The 16,339-nt window shown below is 61.1% G+C and carries 19 protein-coding genes; 13 read left to right on the top strand and 6 right to left on the bottom strand.

Annotated features, from left to right (window positions below):
- The 10 genes from cyoE (at position 1) to ACR1XV_RS01220 (ending at position 9,022) form a co-directional block, all read left to right on the top strand.
- Positions 1–957 (top strand): heme o synthase, encoded by a 957-nt coding sequence (gene cyoE, locus ACR1XV_RS01175; RefSeq protein ID WP_480528443.1) that lies wholly within the window; start codon positions 1–3, stop codon positions 955–957.
- The gene (locus tag ACR1XV_RS01180; RefSeq protein WP_162896804.1) at positions 954–1,115 is read left to right on the top strand and encodes a hypothetical protein; all 162 of its coding nucleotides are present in this window, start codon (positions 954–956) and stop codon (positions 1,113–1,115) included. The genes cyoE and ACR1XV_RS01180 overlap by 4 nt, the downstream gene beginning before the upstream one ends.
- The gene (locus tag ACR1XV_RS01185) at positions 1,115–1,690 is read left to right on the top strand and encodes a cytochrome c oxidase assembly protein (RefSeq protein WP_480528444.1); all 576 of its coding nucleotides are present in this window, start codon (positions 1,115–1,117) and stop codon (positions 1,688–1,690) included. Before ACR1XV_RS01180 ends, ACR1XV_RS01185 begins: the two co-directional genes overlap by 1 nt.
- 22 nt (positions 1,691–1,712) lie before the next feature.
- Positions 1,713–2,528 carry a cytochrome c oxidase subunit 3 gene (locus ACR1XV_RS01190; RefSeq protein ID WP_480517741.1) on the top strand — a complete coding sequence of 272 codons (816 nt, stop codon included), beginning with the start codon at positions 1,713–1,715 and terminating at the stop codon, positions 2,526–2,528.
- 166 nt (positions 2,529–2,694) lie between these two features.
- Positions 2,695–3,372 (top strand): SURF1 family protein, encoded by a 678-nt coding sequence (locus ACR1XV_RS01195; RefSeq protein WP_480528445.1) that lies wholly within the window; start codon positions 2,695–2,697, stop codon positions 3,370–3,372.
- On the top strand, positions 3,369–4,757 hold the full coding sequence (gene thrC / locus ACR1XV_RS01200) for a threonine synthase (RefSeq protein WP_480528446.1): 1,389 nt from the start codon (positions 3,369–3,371) through the stop codon (positions 4,755–4,757). The genes ACR1XV_RS01195 and thrC overlap by 4 nt, the downstream gene beginning before the upstream one ends.
- Positions 4,754–6,016 (top strand): M16 family metallopeptidase, encoded by a 1,263-nt coding sequence (locus tag ACR1XV_RS01205; protein ID WP_480528447.1) that lies wholly within the window; start codon positions 4,754–4,756, stop codon positions 6,014–6,016. Before thrC ends, ACR1XV_RS01205 begins: the two co-directional genes overlap by 4 nt.
- Entirely contained in the window at positions 6,016–6,600 is a 585-nt protein-coding gene (locus ACR1XV_RS01210) for a GNAT family N-acetyltransferase (RefSeq protein ID WP_480528448.1), read from the top strand. The genes ACR1XV_RS01205 and ACR1XV_RS01210 overlap by 1 nt, the downstream gene beginning before the upstream one ends.
- Before the next feature lie 149 nt (positions 6,601–6,749).
- A complete protein-coding gene (locus ACR1XV_RS01215) occupies positions 6,750–7,568 on the top strand; it encodes an MBL fold metallo-hydrolase (protein ID WP_480528449.1) in 819 nt (272 codons plus the stop codon).
- A gap of 38 nt (positions 7,569–7,606) precedes the next feature.
- The gene (locus tag ACR1XV_RS01220; protein ID WP_480528450.1) at positions 7,607–9,022 is read left to right on the top strand and encodes an FAD-binding oxidoreductase; all 1,416 of its coding nucleotides are present in this window, start codon (positions 7,607–7,609) and stop codon (positions 9,020–9,022) included.
- A gap of 31 nt (positions 9,023–9,053) precedes the next feature.
- Here the strand turns inward: ACR1XV_RS01220 and ACR1XV_RS01225 are convergent, their stop codons facing one another.
- The 3 genes from ACR1XV_RS01225 to ACR1XV_RS01235 all read right to left on the bottom strand — a co-directional run bounded on the left by ACR1XV_RS01225 (position 9,054) and on the right by ACR1XV_RS01235 (position 10,459).
- A complete protein-coding gene (locus ACR1XV_RS01225; protein WP_480528451.1) occupies positions 9,054–9,536 on the bottom strand; it encodes a fasciclin domain-containing protein in 483 nt (160 codons plus the stop codon).
- A gap of 170 nt (positions 9,537–9,706) precedes the next feature.
- Complete coding sequence (locus ACR1XV_RS01230; RefSeq protein WP_480528452.1) at positions 9,707–10,246, bottom strand: adenine phosphoribosyltransferase; 540 nt, start codon at positions 10,244–10,246, stop codon at positions 9,707–9,709.
- An 81-nt stretch (positions 10,247–10,327) separates the two neighbouring features.
- Positions 10,328–10,459 carry a hypothetical protein gene (locus tag ACR1XV_RS01235; protein ID WP_480528453.1) on the bottom strand — a complete coding sequence of 44 codons (132 nt, stop codon included), beginning with the start codon at positions 10,457–10,459 and terminating at the stop codon, positions 10,328–10,330.
- A 107-nt stretch (positions 10,460–10,566) separates the two neighbouring features.
- Between ACR1XV_RS01235 and ACR1XV_RS01240 the strand changes: the two genes are divergently transcribed.
- On the top strand, positions 10,567–10,740 hold the full coding sequence (locus ACR1XV_RS01240; RefSeq protein ID WP_480469175.1) for a hypothetical protein: 174 nt from the start codon (positions 10,567–10,569) through the stop codon (positions 10,738–10,740).
- Positions 10,741–10,742: 2 nt separating this feature from the next.
- On the opposite strand, the gene ACR1XV_RS01245 is transcribed toward ACR1XV_RS01240, so the two are convergent.
- On the bottom strand, positions 10,743–11,372 hold the full coding sequence (locus ACR1XV_RS01245) for a LysE family translocator (protein WP_480528454.1): 630 nt from the start codon (positions 11,370–11,372) through the stop codon (positions 10,743–10,745).
- Between the two features lie 52 nt (positions 11,373–11,424).
- On the bottom strand, positions 11,425–12,435 hold the full coding sequence (locus tag ACR1XV_RS01250; RefSeq protein ID WP_480528455.1) for a DUF418 domain-containing protein: 1,011 nt from the start codon (positions 12,433–12,435) through the stop codon (positions 11,425–11,427).
- 204 nt (positions 12,436–12,639) lie between these two features.
- On the opposite strand from ACR1XV_RS01250, the gene ACR1XV_RS01255 reads away from it, so the two are divergent.
- A complete protein-coding gene (locus tag ACR1XV_RS01255) occupies positions 12,640–13,491 on the top strand; it encodes an alpha/beta hydrolase (RefSeq protein WP_480528457.1) in 852 nt (283 codons plus the stop codon).
- Between the two features lie 2 nt (positions 13,492–13,493).
- Here the strand turns inward: ACR1XV_RS01255 and ACR1XV_RS01260 are convergent, their stop codons facing one another.
- Positions 13,494–14,366, bottom strand: coding sequence for an S-methyl-5'-thioadenosine phosphorylase (locus ACR1XV_RS01260; protein ID WP_480528458.1), 873 nt, complete (start codon positions 14,364–14,366; stop codon positions 13,494–13,496).
- Positions 14,367–14,583: 217 nt separating this feature from the next.
- Between ACR1XV_RS01260 and ACR1XV_RS01265 the strand changes: the two genes are divergently transcribed.
- Positions 14,584–16,218, top strand: a complete 1,635-nt coding sequence (locus ACR1XV_RS01265; protein WP_480528460.1) for a SulP family inorganic anion transporter — start codon at positions 14,584–14,586, stop codon at positions 16,216–16,218.
- Positions 16,219–16,339 lie beyond the last annotated feature (121 nt).

Below are 16,339 nucleotides of genomic sequence, written 5' to 3' on the forward strand. Positions count from 1 at the left end.
ATGAGCGACGCAAGCTTCAACGCCAGCACCGTTACCGCGCAGCCCCGCGCGGACGAGGCCAGCTTTGGCGATTACTTCGCCCTGCTGAAGCCGCGGGTGATGTCGCTGGTGGTGTTTACCGCTCTGGTCGGTCTGCTGGCCGCGCCGGTGCCTGTGCATCCGTTCGTGGGCTTCTGCGCCATCCTGTTCATCGCCATCGGCGGTGGTGCGTCAGGTGCACTGAATATGTGGTGGGATGCGGATATTGATCGGGTGATGAAGCGCACCAAGGGCCGCCCGATCCCCTCGGGCAAGGTTGAAGAGGGCGAGGCGCTGGCGCTGGGTCTGGCGCTGTCCGGTCTGTCGGTGATCATGCTGGGGCTTGCGACCAACTGGTTTGCAGGCGCGTTTTTGGGCTTCACCATCTTCTTTTATGTCGTTGTTTATACGATGTGGCTGAAACGCTCGACGCCGCAGAATATTGTGATCGGCGGTGCTGCAGGGGCTTTCCCCCCGGTGATCGGATGGGTTGCAGCCACAGGTTCGATGACGCTTGAGCCGTGGTTGATGTTCGCCCTGACCTTCATGTGGACGCCGCCGCATTTCTGGGCTTTGGCACTGTTCATGCGGTCCGACTACGACGATGCAGGCGTGCCGATGCTGACTGTGACCCACGGACGCCGCGCGACGCGCTGGCACATTCTGGTCTATACGGCTCTGCTGGCGCTGCTCGCGGTCGGGACGTCATTCTCGGGCATCGGCGGGCCGATCTATCTGACCGTAGCCGTTGTCATGAACGCTCTGTTCCTGCGCGGCGCGTGGCAGATCTCCCGCCGGACCGAGGACGACTCAGAAGCCGACAATTTCAAGGTCGAGCGTGGTTTCTTCAAACTGTCGCTGCTCTATCTGTTCCTGCATTTCGGCGCGATTCTGGCCGAAGCCTTGCTGAAACCCTATGGGCTGGGAGGCTGGTCATGAGCCTGCGCAAAAGCCACGAGTTGCACCAGCGCCGATTCAGCCGAAATCTGGGCGTGGGCCTGACGCTGGCGGCGTTTATCGTGATCATCTTCGGTCTGACCATCGTCAAGGTGTCAGGCACCGATTTCAACATGGCCACGCAAGAGGTGCAGAACTGATGGCGCTGTCGGGTCCGCAGAAAACGGTTGCGCAGACCGTTGGTGTGGTTGTCCTGATGGGCAGCCTCGCCTGGGCGGCGGTGCCGTTTTACGACTGGTTCTGCCGTGTCACCGGATTTGGGGGTACCACGGGCGTGGCCGAAGCCGCGCCCGAAGATGTGCTGGATCGCGTTGTGACCGTGCGGTTCGATGCCTCGAAGGCCAAAGGCATGGCTTGGGAATTCAAACCGGTCGAACGTGAGATGCAGGTGCGCATCGGCGAAACCGGGCTGGCCTTTTACGAGGCCTATAACCCGACCGACCGGCCCATCGCAGGGCAGGCATCCTACAATGTGACGCCCTATTCCGCCGGTGGGTATTTTGAGAAAATCGCCTGTTTCTGCTTTGAAGAACAGGTTTTGCAGCCCGGTGAACGGGTTGAGATGCCGGTAAGTTTCTTCGTCGACCCGGAAATGGTCGAGGATCTGGAAGCCAAGTATGTGCATACGATCACGCTGTCGTATACATTCTACGAAATTGACCTGCCCGAGGGCTATGCCGCCCTTGACGTGCAGGCTGAGACAAACAAGAACTAACGCCTGTAGGTGAGGGACGCTGATGGCACACGCAAAAGACCATGACTACCACATTCTGAACCCCTCGATCTGGCCGCTGATTGGCGCGGTCAGTGGGTTCGTGATGCTGTTCGGAGCCGTCCTTTGGATGCACGGCATCACCGCCTGGATCTTCTGGATGGGGCTGGTGGGTGTGCTCTACACCATGTTCGCCTGGTGGTCCGAAGTGGTGGTCGAAAGCCGTCAGGGCGACCACACTCCGGTTGTTCGCATCGGGTTGCGCTATGGTTTCATCCTGTTCGTGATGTCCGAGGTGATGTTCTTCTTTGCCTGGTTCTGGTCGTTCTTCAAACATCGTATGTACCCGATGTACGACTATGCCGGCACCGAATACATCCAGCCGGATATCCACGCGGTTGACCCGTTCCATCTGCCGCTGATCAACACGCTGGTCCTGTTGCTGTCAGGCTGCGCGATCACCTGGGCACACCACGCGCTGGTGCACAACAACGACCGCAAGGCGCTGGTGCAGGGTCTGGCCATCGGTATCGTTCTGGGTATCGCCTTTACCGCGTTGCAGGCTTTTGAATACTATGAGTTGCTGGCCCATGAAGGCTGGGAATTTGGTGGCGACCAGTTCTATTCGAATTTCTTCATGGCGACCGGTTTCCACGGCGCGCATGTGATTATCGGTACAATCTTCCTGACGGTCTGCTTGATCCGGGCGCTGAAAGGGGATTTCACGCCCGAGAAACACGTCGGGTTTGAAGCGGCCGCCTGGTACTGGCACTTCGTGGACGTTGTCTGGCTGTTTCTGTTCTTCGCCGTCTACATTTGGGGTCAGGCCCCGCTATTCTGATCGGCCTCAGATGATCCAATTGCAAAAGCCGCCCCTTGGGGCGGCTTTTTCTCTATCCGGGGCGCAAGATTGCGCCCCATACAATTGCGTGGTTGCATTCCAGTATGTGCCGCCCTTAACAAGACGCCGTTGAAACGCCCCCGAAGCAACCAGACATGGTCCCGTCATGCGCTCTATCCTGTTTCCGCTGATATTTGGTATTGCCGGTCTGGCAATCCTGCTGTCGCTGGGGATGTGGCAGGTTCAGCGGCTGGCGTGGAAGCAGGGTGTTCTGTCCGATATCGAAAGTCGGATTTCTGCAGACCCCGTGGCTCTGCCGGATCAGGTCGCGGCTGGCACTGACAGGTACCTTGCGGTCAGGGTTTCGGGCGAGATGGAACCTAGGGAAATTCACGTTCTGGTGTCGGTCAAACAGGTCGGTGCGGGGTACCGGATCATTCAATCCTTCAGCACCGAAGACCGGACCATTCTGGTGGATCGTGGCTTTGTGCCGACGACCGCGAAGCAGGCCGCGCGTCTGACCGGCCCGATGGAGGTCACCGGCAACCTGCACTGGCCCGATGAGATCGACAGTTACACGCCTGAGCCGGACATCGACAGCAACATCTGGTTCGCCCGCGACGTGCCCAATCTGGCCGCTGCGTTGGGGGCCGAGCCCATTCTGCTGATCGCCCGCTCCGAAACCGATCCGGGCGTGACGCCTCTGCCCGTGGACACGGCGGGCATCCCGAACGATCACCTGCAATACGCAATTACATGGCTTGGTCTGGCCTTCGTCTGGGCCGCGATGACCGCATATTTCCTGTGGCGCAGCCGCGCCCCGTCTGAGAGTGAAACGACATGAAATACATCTCGACCCGAGGGCAAGCGCCCGAACTCACGTTTGAAGAAGCGATGTTGACCGGGCTGGCCCGTGACGGCGGTCTGTACCTGCCCGCCGAGATCCCGGTGATGAGCTATGACGAAATCGCCGCTTTGGCCGGTCTGCCCTATGAAGAGATCGCGTTCCGTGTGATGTGGCCCTATGTCAGCGGCTCGTTCACTGAAGGCGAGTTCAAAGACATCATCGCGCGTGCCTATGAAGGCTTCGGTCACGACGCCCGCGCACCTTTGAAGCAGTTGAACGAGAACCACTTCCTGCTGGAGCTGTTCCACGGGCCGACGCTGGCCTTCAAGGACTTTGCCATGCAGCTCATCGGCCAGCTGTTTCAGGTCGCTCTGAAACGGCGCAATGACCGCGTGACCATCGTGGGCGCGACCAGTGGCGATACCGGGTCCGCCGCGATTGAGGCGTTCCGAGGGCTGGACGCGGTCGATGTGTTCATCCTGTTCCCGCATGGCCGTGTCTCCGAGGTGCAGCGCCGTCAGATGACGACGCCCACCGACAGTAACGTGCACGCGCTGGCCGTGGATGGCGATTTTGACGATTGTCAGGCTGCGCTGAAGGATATGTTCAACGATTTCGACTTCCGTGACGAGGTGAAACTGGCCGGGGTGAACTCGATCAACTTTGCGCGGGTTCTGGCGCAGATCGTGTATCACTTCTCGGCGGCCGTCAGTCTGGGCGCGCCGCATCGCAAGGTCAGCTTTACCGTGCCCACCGGCAATTTCGGCGACATCTTTGCAGGCTATCTGGCCAAGCGCATGGGCCTGCCGATTGATCGTCTGGTGGTGGCGACCAACCAGAACGACATTCTGCACCGCTGCCTTTCGGGTGAGGGGTATTTCAAGGGCGAGACCATCCCCTCAATCAGCCCGTCGATGGATATTCAGGTCAGCTCGAACTTTGAACGGGCGCTGTACTATGCCTATGGCAAGGATGGCGGTGCCGTCGCACAGTTGATGGACGAGCTGAAAACTGGTGGCTTCAACGTTAGTCAAGGTGCGATGGAATCGCTGCGTGAGAGTTTTGACTCGGGACGCGTGTCCGAGGATGAAACGCTGGAGACAATCAAGCACACGCTGGCCCGTAGCGCCGAACTGGTCTGTCCGCACTCGGCCATCGGGATCAAGGTCGGCGAGGATCACCGCGCGGCAGACGTCCCCATGATCACTCTGGCCACCGCGCATCCGGCGAAATTCCCGGCAGCGGTCGAGAAGGCAAGCGGCGAACATCCGCCTCTTCCATCCCGCATGTCTGATCTGTATGAACGTCCCGAACGGGTGACCCGCATTGCCAACGATCTGGGGGCCCTTGAGGATCATATCAGAAGGCACATCGCTGAGTGACAGTCAGACAAGACCAGCTGAAGAACGGCTTTCGTATCGTCAGTGAACATATGCCGGGGTTGCAATCTGCGGCCATCGGCATCTGGGTAACTGCCGGTGGGCGGCATGAACGGATCGAGCAGAACGGTATCGCGCATTTCCTTGAGCATATGGCGTTCAAGGGAACCGAGCGTCGTTCCGCGCTGCAAATCGCTGAGGCGATCGAGGATGTGGGCGGCTATATCAACGCTTATACTTCGCGTGAGGTGACGGCCTATTACGCGCGCGTTCTGAAAGACGACGTGGCGCTGGCGATGGATGTGATCGGTGACATCGTTCTGAACCCGGTTTTCGACCCGCGCGAGATCGAGGTGGAGCGCGGCGTGATCCTGCAAGAAATCGGTCAAGCCTACGACACGCCCGACGATGTGATCTTTGATTGGCTGCAAGAGCAGAGCTATCACGACCAGCCCCTGGGCCGCACCATTCTGGGGCCAACCGAGCGGGTCAGCGCGTTTTCGCGCGAAGACCTGTCAGGCTTTGTCTCCGAGCATTACGGGCCGGAACAGATGATCCTGTCGGCGGCGGGTGCAGTGGATCACGACGCGTTGATGAAAATGGCCGAAGAGATGTTTGGCCATCTGCAACCGCGCAAGGGATTGATCCCCGAAACTGCGCGCTTCACCGGTGGCGAAGCACGGCAGGAGAAAGAGCTGGAGCAGGCCCATTTCGCGCTGGCGCTGGAAAGCCCCGGCTATCGCGATGATGCGATCTATACCGCGCAGATTTATTCCACCGCTTTGGGTGGTGGCATGTCCTCGCGTCTGTTCCAAGAGGTGCGTGAGTCGCGCGGGCTGTGCTATACGATCTTCGCGCAGACCGGGGCCTATGCCGATACCGGCACGACCACGATCTATGCCGGAACGTCTGCCGATCAGGTTGCAGAGCTGGCGACCATCACCATCGATGAGATGAAACGCGCTGCCGAAGACATGAGCGCCGAAGAGGTCGCCCGCGCGCGTGCGCAGATGAAAGCTGGCATGCTGATGGGGCTGGAAAGCCCCTCGAACCGGGCCGAACGTCTGGCGCGGCTGGTGCAGATCTGGGGACGTGTGCCCTCGCTTGAGGATACGGTGGCCAAGATCGATGCGGTTTGCACCGAGGATGTGCGCGCATTTGCCGAAACGATGGCGATGCAGGCCCCCGCGGCGCTGGCGCTTTACGGCCCTGTTTCGGGTGCGCCGTCGCTGGAGGAGTTGCAGGCGAGGCGCGCGGCGTGATGTTACTGGGCCGACGCAAGCTGAAACTCGAAACCGAGCGGCTGAGCCTGCGCCCGCCCGTACATTCCGATTTTAACGACTGGACCGCGCTGCGACGCGCGTCCAAGGATTATCTGGTGCCGTGGGAGCCGGTCTGGGCCAAGGATCATCTGAGCCGTAAATCCTTCACCAATCGGGTCTATTGGGCGCAGCGCTCCGTGGCCAGCGGCACGGCGATCCCGCTGTTTCTGTTCCGCCGCAGCGACGATGCATTGCTGGGGGCGATCACGCTGGACAATGTGCGGCGCGGCCCGGCGCAGGCGGGGACGCTGGGCTATTGGACCGGACAGGCCTTTGCGCGGCAGGGTTTCATGCGCGAGGCGATCGGGGCGGTGGTGCATTATGCCTTTACCCGGTTGGATCTGAGCCGGATCGAAGCCGCTTGTTTGCCGGAAAACAAGCCGTCGCGCGGGCTGCTGGAAAGTTCGGGGTTCAAGTACGAAGGTGTGGCGCAGTCCTATCTGCAGATCAATGGGCGGTGGCGGACGCATGTTCTGTATGCCAGCCTGCGGTCGGACCGGCGGGGCAAGACCGACGCAGGGTAGGGGGCTCTGCCCCCGTCGCGGCAGGCCGCGACTCCCCCGGGATATTTTTGGCCAGATGAAGCATGGGATCTGTCGCACAGAGGTGGGGTTGGTTTTGCGGGTATCATCAAAGAGCATGACTTGGCGGCATTCTGCGCTAGAATTGGATCATGCGGTGGAGTGTTGTTGGGCTGATGATGATTGCAGGCGGGGCCGTGGCGCAGGAGCGGCGGCCGAGCCATTGCATTGCCATCGCGGATGCGGCACCCGGGATTGAGTATCTGCACAAGGCGGCCTGGCAGGACCCGGTGCCGGAGTTCTCCGTACGGATCAGCTATGTCGCCCATGCCTCGTTTCTGATCCAGACGCAGGGCGGGTTGAATGCGGTGACGGATTTTACCGGGTTCATTGGCGGTGCCGATCTGATCCCGGATGTGGTGACCATGAACCATGCGCATGATACCCATTGGACCGCTTATCCCGATCCGGCGATACCGCATGTGCTGCCGGGGTGGGGAGAGTTCGGGCAGGGGATCGATCACTACCTTGATCTGGGTGAGTTGCTGGTGCGCAATGTGTCGACTGACATCCGGTCGGTTTATGGCGGGGTCGAGGAGCGCGGCAATTCGATCTTTGTGTTTGAGGTCGAGGGCCTGTGCATCGGTCATCTGGGTCATCTGCATCACATCCCCTCGGATGAGCAATTTGCCGCTTTGGGGCGGCTGGATGTGGTGATGGCGGCGGTCGATGGCGGCACGACGATGCCTTTGCCCGAGATGATCGAGGTGCTCAAGCGACTGAAAAGCTCGGTCATTATTCCGATGCACTGGTTCTCGGGCTTTTCGCTGGAGCGGTTTCTGGTGGATATCCGCGACACCTTCCCGGTCGAGCGCGATGGGGTGTCGGAGATTGTCGTCTCGTTGCGGACCCTGCCGGACCGGCCCACGGTGGTGGTGCTGGAGTCGCAATATCTGATCGATCTGGAATAGGGCTTGTCGCAGCGGATCGCCTTTGGCAGGGATGAGGCATGGAACTGAACCCTGCAGATGATAGTTTTGCCAGCCTGATCCGCGAGGCGCTGGGCGATGACGTGTTGCGCCCGCTTGAGGATCGTTATCTTGAAGAACCCCGTCGGCGGTTTGTCGGCACGAGCGGGGTTCTGGCGGTGCCGCGTTCGGCCAAGGAGGTCTCGGCGCTGGTGCGTTGCGCAGCTGAGGCGCGGGTTCCTGTGGTGCCCTACGGAGGCGGGACCGGGTTGGTCGGTGGTCAGGTCATGGCCGATGGTCCCGTGCCGCTGATCATCTCGCTGGAGCGGATGACTGCGATCCGTGCCATTTACCCGACCGAGAACATCCTGATCGCCGAGGGGGGCGCGATTTTGGCCGACATTCAGGCCGCCGCCGCGCAGGCTGGTCGCTTGTTTCCGCTGTCTCTGGCTGCGCAAGGGTCTTGCCGGATCGGCGGCAATCTGGCGACCAATGCGGGCGGGGTGAATGTGCTGCGCTATGGCAATGCGCGCGATCTTTGTCTGGGGCTTGAGGCGGTGCTGCCCGATGGTAAAATCTGGCATGGGCTGAGCCGGTTGCGGAAGGACAACACCGGGTATGACCTGCGCAACCTGCTGATCGGCTCCGAGGGGACGCTGGGTATCATCACAGCTGCCGCATTGAAGATGTTCCCGCAACCCAAGGCGGTTGGAACGGCGATGTTTCAGGTGACGTCGCCCGAGGCGGCGATTGATCTGCTGTCGCTGGCGCGTGATCAGGTGGGTGAGGCCGTCAGCACCTTTGAACTGATCCACCGGCAGGGGCTGCAATTTCTGACCGAGGTTCTGCCGACCGTCCGACAACCCTTTGCCGCGCAGCCCGAGTGGTCTGTTCTGATCGAACTGGGCTTGTCAGAGGGGCAGGACCCTTCGGAGATCTTGGAAACGATCTATGCGGCGGCAGAGGCGCGCGGTCTGGTCAGCGATGCGGTCATCGCCCAGAGCGAGGCGCAGCGGGCCGCGCTGTGGGCCGTGCGGGAAAATATCCCCGAGGCGAACCGGCTGATCGGGTCGGTATCCAGCCACGATATCTCGGTCCCGATTTCGGATATCCCGGCGTTTATTCGTCAGGGGAAGGACATCGTGGCGGCGCTGGGGCCGTTCCGGGTGAATTGTTTTGGCCATCTGGGTGACGGCAATCTGCACTACAACGTCTTTCCACCGCAGGGGCATGACCGAGCGGAATATGTGGGGCAGAGGGCGGCGGTCAAGCGCGCTGTGCATGATCTGGTGCATGAATTCGGAGGGTCTGTCAGCGCCGAACATGGCGTCGGGCGGCTCAAGACCGAAGACCTGGAACGGTACGGTGATCCGGTGCGGTTACAGGCGATGCGGGCCATTAAGGCGGCGCTTGATCCCCTGGGGATCATGAACCCGGGCGCTGTGCTTCCGGGTTGAACGCGGCCCGATGCCGGGCCGCGCCAGTGGTTTACGACGCAGGCAGGATAACCTTGTCGATCACATGGATGACGCCGTTTTCGGCCTCGATATCGGCCTGTACGACATTGGCGTCATTCACCATCACACCGTTGTCGAGATCGATCGTGATATCTCCACCCTGAACGGTGGCGGCGGTCATGTCATCCGACAGATCGCCCGACATCACCTTACCCGGCACCACGTGATAGGTCAGGATGGCAACCAGCTGATCCTTGTTCTCGGGTTTCAGCAGGTTTTCGACCGTGCCTTCGGGCAGGGCGGCAAAGGCTTCATCGGTGGGGGCAAAGACGGTGAAGGGGCCTTCGCCTTTCAGCGTATCGACCAGTTCAGCGGCCTGAACGGCGGCAACAAGCGTTTCAAAGCTGCCCGCGCCGACTGCAGTATCGACGATATCCTTGGCGTGGCCGCCTGCGATGGCAGAGGTGGTCAACAGAATACTGGCTACTCCGGCAACAGCGAATTTGCGCAACATGGTATGGTTCCCTGATTGAGAATGCCCTAGGTGGCATCAAACAGGATACGCAGGCTGCTTGCTAAAAGATCACCGGATATGAATGTCATTGGATGTTGAAACGTCGATCATCCGCGCTAAACCTGCGGCTTGTCCGATTTCCACTCACAAGTTTGTGATATCTGTGACTCTCAGAGCCCCTCAAATTCGCACAGCACGTGCACATCCATGTCCATCTCTTCCAGAATCTTGCGCCCGCCCAGTTCGGGCAGATCGATGATGAACGCGCACGAGATGATCTCACCCCCCAGTCGTTCGATCAGCTTGATCCCGGCTGCGGCGGTGCCGCCGGTGGCCAGAAGATCGTCCACGACCAGAATTTTCTCACCCGGTTGGATGGCATCATCGTGGATTTCCACGATCGCCTCGCCGTATTCCAGCTTATAGTCCTGACTGATCGTGGTGCCGGGCAGCTTGCCCTTTTTGCGGATCGGAACAAAACCCACGCTCAGCTGATGTGCAATCGCCCCGCCCAGAATGAAGCCGCGCGCCTCAAGACCCACGACCTTGTCGATGCGCTCACCGGCATAGGGGTGCAGCATCTGGTCGATTGCCATGCGGAACCCGCGGGGGTCGGCGAACAGGGTGGTGACATCGCGGAACATGATCCCCTCGTGCGGGAAATCGACGATGGTCCGAATGTAATCCTTGACCGTTTTGTTTCTGGACATGGCCCACCCCTTTGGCATCAAACACGCCGGGGTGTTTGGCCCATCAGGGTCGGTCATGCAAGAAATGTTTGGCCGCTGCGACTACTTGCGGCGGCTGATGGCGTTGGGCAGCCCGTAATAGCGGTAAAGCGCGTTCGGCAACCACGAAAGATGCGGCTTGCGCCAATTGCGTTGATCCCGAAGAAGAAATGCCTGCGCGACGTGAAGGTTCATTGCGTTGATCTCACTTTTGTTGTTATGTTTTTGATATCTATATTTTCTATACTTTGTATATACATTGCATCGCTTTGTGAATCAAGGTCTGAACGGGGTCAGGGCGCGTGGCGAAGAAAGACGGCAAGAAATCGACCAAGAAAAACAGTCAGTTGGTTCTGCGGCTCGACAAGGATGAGCGTGATGCCTTTGTCGAGCTGTGCAAAGAGTTGGACACATCCGCCGCACGGGAAATCCGCCGGTTTATCCGGGGGTTCATGAAGGAAAACGCCGAAGAATAGACTCAGGCCGGGCGCCGCAAGACTGCTGTGGCGACGCCCATGCCAATCAGCGTCAGCCCTCCGAACCGGGTCATGGCGGTGATCACGCCCGCGCGCCCGATCATCTGACGCAGGCGGTCTGCCAGCAGCGCATAGGCCAGCGCGTTCAGTCCGGCAAGGCCGACAAACGTGACGATCAGGATGGCGAATTGCGGACCCAGCGGGTCAGCGGGGCGCAGAAATTGCGGCACGAAGGCGATGAAGAAGGCGATGGATTTCGGGTTCAGCGCGGTGACCGCAGCGGCATGGCCAAAGACGCTGCGCGCGGTGACGTCGCGGCCTGTGTCTACCGTCTGCAACCCGCCCGAGGGCGCGCTGCGCAGCAGTTTGATGCCCAGCCAGACCAGATAGGCCGCACCCACCCATTTCAGCACCGCAAACAGAGTGGCCGAGGCCAGCACCAGCGCCCCAAGCCCCAGCAGCGAGGCGGTCATCGCCACCAGATCGCCCAAAGCCACCCCGGTCGCCGAAGCAACGGCGACGCTGCGCCCTTTCGACAGCGCATAGCTGAGCACCAGCAGCACAGTTGGGCCGGGGATCAGCAGCAGGGCGGTCGATGCGGCCACAAAGGCCAGCCAGAGATCAAGCGACATGGGTCATCCTATCGGAGCGTTTCCCACACCAAGCCCGGCGTTGGCGGTCAGGTCAAGCCCGCTCGGTCACGCGCCGCATCAGCGCCTCCAGCGGGCCGCGCTTGAATTTGCGGAACCAAAGCAATGCGAATGCCGAGGACAGCGCACAGAACAGCGCTGCATAGCCCGCGATTTGTGGCGCGCTCAGCGATCCGTTCAGCAGCCCGAGCTCCTCAAGCAGCCCCATCCCGATCAGGATATGCGCCATGTAAAACGTCAGGCTCTGCCGTCCCGGCGCGGTCAGAAACCGGACGATGCCGAGGCGTTCGATCACAGGCCAGAGTTTCAGTAACTGCCCGATCACCACGCAGGCCGAACCCGTGCCAGCGAGGATATAGAACGGGCCGGGCGGGATGGATTCGGTTCCAAGATAGGCCGCCAGATCGGGGGCCGATACCAGCATCTGCGGAAACAGCGCCAGCACCGCCGCGCCAAAGCCCCACATGATCAAGCGGTGCTGAATGCAGATCGTATGCAGTTCAGACCGGCCAATCGCCATCCCGATCAGCAGGAATGCGGCCCAGGGCAACACCGGGTGCCAGCCGTTGAACAGCGCGTTGCGCAGAAAGCCGGGCAGGGTCCAGAGGTCGGTATAGGTTAGTGCCTGCCAATCCCAGCCCCGAGCATAGTCAAAGACCAGATTGGCAATAACCGCCAGCGCCACGATCCCCAGCGCCCCCAGCCACAGCCCGCGCGGAGCGGCGGTCAGAAACGCGGCCCCGACCACGAAATACAGCGCGTAGAAATGCAGGATGTCAGCGTCGAACACCGTCATGTTGATCAGCCCGACCCCAAACAGGAACGCCGCCCGGCGCAGCAGCAGCCCGGCCCCGATGCGCGACAATCCGATGCCGATCCCGGCCAGCACCACGAACAAAGCTGCTGCGCGCCCTTCCAGTGCGTCAATCAGGGTCGATGCCCAATCCGACCCCGGTGCGACCTCAGCCGCGATGCGAAAATTCACCAGCACCATGCCGCAAAAAGCCAGAAATCGGGCGGCATCCAGTGCATCGAGTCGTTTCATCAATCCTCACAGACCGCTAAGTGCCTGCCTTTTCGTCATTAATCAGCGTCAACTTGGCAAGGGCCGGGGCCATTTCAAGCAACGCGAATACAAAAGCCCGGCACATTGGCTTTGCGGCAACAGGTTAAAGATTGGATGAAGCCTCACCCCCGCATCTTGAAACCCGCGCCGCCCTGCCCAACCTCAGACCCAAAGGAGAGGCCGATGGTGCAGATACAACACGCAAGCCCAGGCGCGACCCATCGCGGGATCGAGCGCGCAAAAGCCGTTTTGTTGGGCTTCGTACTGGTGGGGGCGGTGCTCTATGCGGGCATCCTCGGCTATATGTATTTCAACCAGCAATCGCTGCTTTACAAACCCGATGGCGAATTGCCCGATCCCGCCAGCGTGGGTCTGGCGGATGTGGAGGCCCTGTCACTACCCATGGCCGACGGCACCGTCCTGACGGTCTGGAGCGCCCCAGCAGCGACCGCTGATGCGCCCACGGTGCTGTTTTTCCACGGCCAAAGCGGCAATCTGGGCGACCGCGCCGACCGGATGCGCGAAATTCTCAACTCAGGCTACGGGCTGCTTGCGCCCAGCTATCGCGGGTTTCCGGGCAGCGACGGCGAACCCTCGGAGCTGGCGCTGATCTCGGATGGTGTTCAGCTGTTCGACCGGCTGCAGGGCGAGGGCAAAGATGTTGTTCTGCATGGCCAAAGCCTCGGCACTGGTATCGCCGCCGCCGTCGCGGCGCAACGCCCCAGTGCCGCGTTGCTGGTGCTTGAGGCTCCCTTCACCGCAACCGTCGATGTGGCGGCCGAACGCTATCCGTTTCTGCCGGTCTCGGCCCTGATGAAAGACCAGTTCGCCACCCGCGACCTGATCGAACGCATCACCGTGCCGACGCTGATCTTCCACGGAACAGAGGATGAAACCATCCCCGTACACCACGGCAAGGCGCTGGCTGAACTGTCCGACACGGCGCAGCTACACGTCATCCCTGACGGCACCCATAACGACCTCTGGTCGTATGGGCTGTGGGACGACGTGCATCAGCAGCTACAGCAAAACTAAGCTCAGAGTATCCGCCCGGCCACCGCATCCAGCTTGGCCAACAGCGCCGGATCGCGCTTTTCGGGGGCGGTCAGGATCGCGTATTCCAGCGCCCGGTCACAGCCATGCGGGCAGGGCGCGCGGTCAGCCCCCAGGAGGGCGGGCAGCCCCTTGACCAGCGCCCGGCCTTTCTCGGCATTGCCGGTCAGGGTGGCGATGATCGCGGTTACATCAACCTCGCCATGATCCGGGTGCCAACTGTCATAGTCGGTCACCATCGCGATCGAGGCATAACAAAGCTCGGCCTCACGGGCGAGTTTTGCCTCCGGCATGTTGGTCATGCCGATCACGTCACAGCCCCAGTGTTCGCGGTACATTTTGGATTCCGCCAGCGAGGAAAACTGCGGCCCCTCCATCGCCAGATAAGTGCCACCGCGATGCACGGTGATGCCCGCCGCCTTGCCCGCGGTCTCGCAGGCATCCGACAGGCGCGGACAGGTGGGATGCGCCACACTGACATGGGCCACGCAGCCGGTGCCAAAGAAACTTTTCTCGCGCGCAAAGGTCCGGTCGATGAACTGATCCACGATCACGAAATCACCCGGCGCCATGTGCTCGCGAAACGATCCGCAGGCCGAGACCGAGATTACATCCGTCGCCCCCAACCGCTTCAGCGCGTCGATATTGGCGCGATAGGGTACTTCGGTCGGCGAATGCACATGGCCGCGCCCGTGGCGGGGCAAAAAGGCCATCTCGACCCCGCCCAGCGATCCGGTCAGGATTTGATCCGACGGATCACCCCAGGGCGTTTCCACAGTAACCCATTCGGCATTTTCCAGACCATCGATGTCATAAATGCCCGATCCTCCGATGACGGCGATTTTTGTTTGGGTCACGTTGGTTCTCCGCTGAAAAAAACTGCTGTCCGAGTTCTGCGGGTCACGGCCCGGTTTGGCAAGCGGCTTCAACGGTTTGTGTGCCCCGCGCCGCCCAAGCTGCACAAGCTATGTTCTGGGCGCATATCAGGGTCCCGCCTGGCGCAGTACCTCTCGCCGAGTTTGCCCTGTAGAAGGCCCCCTTCGCGCGAACCCCATAGACCGACAGGACCGATCCATGCCCCGAGCCTTGCTGGCCAGCTTTGCCAACCGTATTGCCATGCCCGATCTGCGCTGGATGCCGGACGAGGGCTTTTCGGTCTCACGCATCCGCATTGAACTGTTGTCGGGGCTCACCGTCGCGCTGGCACTGGTGCCCGAGGCGGTGGCCTTTGCCTTCGTCGCCGGGGTGCATCCGCTGGTCGGGCTTTATGCGGCGTTTCTGGTGGGGCTGATCACGGCGCTGATCGGGGGCCGTCCGGGCATGATCTCGGGCGCGACCGGGGCGCTGGCGGTGGTCATGGTGGCGCTGGTGGCGCAGCACGGGGTCGAATACCTGTTCGCCACGGTGGTGTTGATGGGCATCCTGCAGGTCATAGCCGGGGCGATGCACTGGGGCCGCTTTATCCGGCTGGTGCCACACCCGGTCATGCTGGGCTTTGTCAACGGTCTGGCGATCGTGATTTTTCTGGCGCAGATGGGCCAGTTCAAGGTCCCGGGCACGATGGAAAACACCGGTCACGGTATGGGCGGGGGCGAATGGCTCTCGGGCATGCAGCTTTACACAATGCTGGGCCTTGTGGCACTGACCATGGCGGTGATCTGGGTCATGCCGCGCATTACCCGCATCATTCCCGCGCCGCTGGCCGGGATCGTAGTTGTGGCCGCGCTGGTGATCGGCATGGGGCTGGATGTGCCGCGCGTGGGCGATCTGGCCTCGATCGAGGGCGGCCTGCCCTCGTTCCACATCCCCATGGTACCCCTGACATGGGAGACATTCGAGATCATCCTGCCCTATGCGGTCATTCTGGCCGCAATCGGCCTGATCGAATCCCTGCTGACGCTCAATCTGGTCGGAGAGATCACCGGCCGGCGAGGCGGAGCCTCGCAGGAGTGCATCGCGCAGGGCGCAGCCAACGTGGTGACCGGGTTCTTCGGAGGCATGGGCGGGTGCGCGATGATCGGGCAGTCGATGATCAACGTGAAATCGGGGGGGCGCACCCGCATCGCTGGCATCGCCGCGGCGCTGTTCCTGCTGCTGTTCATCCTCGTCGGATCCTCGCTGATCGAACAGATCCCGCTGGCCGCGCTGGTGGGGGTTATGTTCATGGTGGTGATCGGAACGTTTGCATGGAACTCGTTCAAGATCCTGCTCAAGGTGCCGATGACCGACGCCTTCGTCATCGTACTGGTGACGGTGGTGACCGTGATGGAAGACCTCGCCGTCGCAGTTGTGGTTGGTGTCATCGTCTCGGCGCTGGCCTATGCCTGGAACAACGCCAAACGCATCCACGCGGTCACGCGCGAGTCCCATACCGAAGCGGGGGCCAAGGTCTACGAAGTGCAGGGCCCGCTGTTCTTCGGCTCGTCCGACGGGTTCATCGAGCTCTTTGACGTGGCGGGCGACCCAGACACGGTGATCGTCGATTTTGCCGACAGCCGCGTCGTCGATCAATCTGCCCTTCAAGCCATCGAGAACATCGCCGCGAAATACGAGGCTGCCGGCAAACGCGTCATGCTGCGCCACCTCAGCCGCGACTGCCACAAGTTGCTGACCAAGGCCGGGCACCTGATGGTCGACAGCGACGACGATCCCGAATACGAACTGGTGGTGGATTACTCTGTTCGCACCGGGATTCTGGGTGGTCACTGACTTTTTGCGAGGCTCTGCCTCGCGCTCCGGGATATTTATAGCCAGATGAAGTGCGGATCCCCTGCTTCATCTGGCCAAAAATATCCCGGGGGAGTCGCCCGCAGGGCGGCGGGGGCAGCGC

This window comes from Ruegeria sp. AD2(2025), assembly GCF_056542385.1.